Source organism: Kitasatospora sp. NPDC004240 (assembly GCF_053603215.1).
The window spans coordinates 1-2,566 of the sequence record NZ_JBSGFD010000415.1 but is presented as its reverse complement, the minus strand read 5'-3'; the positions used below and the strand labels follow the sequence as shown (position 1 = coordinate 2,566).

Genomic DNA, 2,566 nt, shown 5'->3' with positions numbered 1-2,566 from the left:
GCGTAGATGTCGGCGGTGTGGCGCAGGTAGTTGACCAGGCCCTGGTGGTGGACGAGGACGCCCTTGGGGCGGCCGGTGGAGCCGGAGGTGTAGATGGCGTAGGCGAGGTGCTGCCCGTCCACGGTGCGTGTGGGTGTGGTGGTGGGGTGGCGGTCGATGCGGCGGCGGTCGCGTTCCAGGACGACGAGGGTGCCCTCGAAGAGCGGGGTGATGGTGGCGGTCAGTGCGCCGGAGGTCACCACGATCGGGGTGGCGGTGTCGGCCAGGACGTAGGCGAGGCGGTCGGCGGGCCAGGACGGGTCCAGTGGCAGATACGCCGCGCCGGACTTCCACACGCCCAGCAGGGTCGGCACCAGATCGGCGCCGCGCTCCAGGCACACCCCGACCAGGACATCCGGGCCCGCACCGAGACCGGCCAGGTGGTGGGCGATGCGGTTGGCCCGCTCGTCCACCTCGGCGTAGGTGAGGTGGGTGCCGTCGACGATGACGGCGACGGCGTCCGGGGTTACGGCGGCCTGGGCCTCGAACAGGTCGACGGTCAGACCCGCCGGCCACTCGACCGCGCCACCCGCAGCCCAGTCGGTCAGCTCCGCACGCTCCGCCTCCGGAAGGAACGCGACCCGCGCGTCCCCGTCCGGGTCCGCGGCCATCGCCTCCAACACCAGCCGGTACATGGCGCCCAGGCGCTCCAGGTTCGCCAGGCTGATCACACTGGTCGCACCCGCGAGGTCGAGCTTGCCGCCGACCGTGATGATGCTGAAGCCGAACTCGGTCGTGCCGTCGACCATCGTGCCCTCGACGTCGACCGAGGCCTTGTCGACGAGGTGGAAGTCGAGGTACTCGAAGAGAACGTTCAGCAGATCGCGGTTGCTGCCGGCGGCCCGCTGGATGGCGGGCAGCGGGTAGCGGCGGTGCGACCAGATGGCCGTCTCCGTCGCATGGGTCCGCTCGACCAGCTCGCGCCAGGTCGCGGCGCCACGGGTGGTCGGGAACGGCAGCGTGTTGAGGTGCATGCCCAGCACCCGATCGGCGCCCGGCGCCTCCAGACGGCCGTGGTAGACCACCCCGGTGTGGAAGGCGGCATCCGCGGTGAGCGAGCCCATCACCCTGAGGTGCGCGGAGAGCAGCACGTTCTTGAGCGAGCTCTTCGCCTCGGCGGCCAGCCTGCGCAGGCCGACCTCCAGGTCCGCGAACGGGACGTGGACGTGGTTGCGGTCCACGGCGGCGGCGACCGGGTCGGTCTCGGCGAAGCCGTCCGGCAGGGCCAGCGGGCTGTGGGTGGCGACGATCTCCTGCCAGAACTCCTGGGTCGCCGGATCGGTGAGGGCGACCTGCTCGGCGGCGATGTAGTCGGCGTACCGGACGGACGGCGTCTCGTAGGCCGCCGGCTCCCGGCCGTCCCGCAGGCTGCGGTAGCAGGCGAGCAGCTCCATCAGGAGGGTGTGGTAGCTCCAGCCCTCGGTGATGGCGTGGATGTGGCTGAACGTCAGGCGCCAGGCCTCGTCCGACTCGATGTGCACCGAGATGCGCAGCAGCGGCGCGGCGGTCAGCTCGAAGCCGTTCCGGTGCTCCTGCTCCACGTAGGCGAGCGTGAGCGCCGTCACCTCGGCCTCGGTCAGGCCGCGCACGTCGTGGATCGCGACCGGGATCGCGACCTCCGCGTGAACGAGCTGGAGGGGCCGGCTGAAGCCGTCCAGGTGCATCGAGGTGCGCAGGATGTCGTGCCGGGCCACCACGATGTCGGCGGCGCGACGGAAGGCCTCGGCGTCGAACGGCGTCGGGTCGGGCAGACGGAAGGAGTTGATGTTCTGGTAGACGTCCCGCGACTCCGCCGCGAGCATCTCGACGAGCATGCCGGTCTGGATCTGGGACAGCGGGTAGGCGTCGACCACACCGGCGGGCAGGGCCTCGCGGTCGTCCTCGCCGATCAGCTCGAACGGTCGGACGGCGGTGATCAGCGACTCGCCCGTGCTGTTACCGGGGAGGGTGGTGGCCATGGCGGCGATGGTGCGCTGCTGGAAGACGTCACGGATCGAGACGTCGTAACCGGCCTCGCGGAGGGCGCCGACCAGGCGGACGGCACGGATGGAGTCGCCGCCCAGGTCGAAGAAGCTGTCCTCCACACCCACCTCGGCCAGACCCAGCACCTCGGCCCAGATCGCCGCGAGACGCTCCTCCAGCGGAGTGCGCGGCGCGGTGTAGCCGCCGGTGCTGAAGGCCTCCAGGTCGGGGGCGGGCAGAGCACGGGTGTCGACCTTGCCGTTCGCGGTGAGCGGGACGGTGTCGATGCCGAGGTAGGCGGCCGGGACCATGTACTCGGGCAGCAGGGCGCCGAGGTGGGCACGGAACGCCGCGGTGTCGATCACCGCGTCGGCGGTGGGCACGACGTACGCGACGAGCATCTTCTCGCCGCCGGTGCCCTCGCGCACGGTGACCACGCTCTGGCGGACCTCGGGCAGCTCGGTGAGGGCGGCCTCGATCTCGCCGAGTTCGATGCGGTAGCCGCGGATCTTGACCTGGTTGTCGATGCGGCCGAGGGTCTCCAGGGTGCCGTCGGGCAGGAACC

At 71.3% G+C, this 2,566-nt stretch carries 1 protein-coding gene; it reads right to left on the bottom strand.

The window, feature by feature from the left end; all coding sequences use genetic code 11:
* The coding region (locus tag ACWEQL_RS42160; protein ID WP_452156878.1) for a condensation domain-containing protein at window positions 1-2,566 on the bottom strand (2,566 nt) is incomplete at both ends.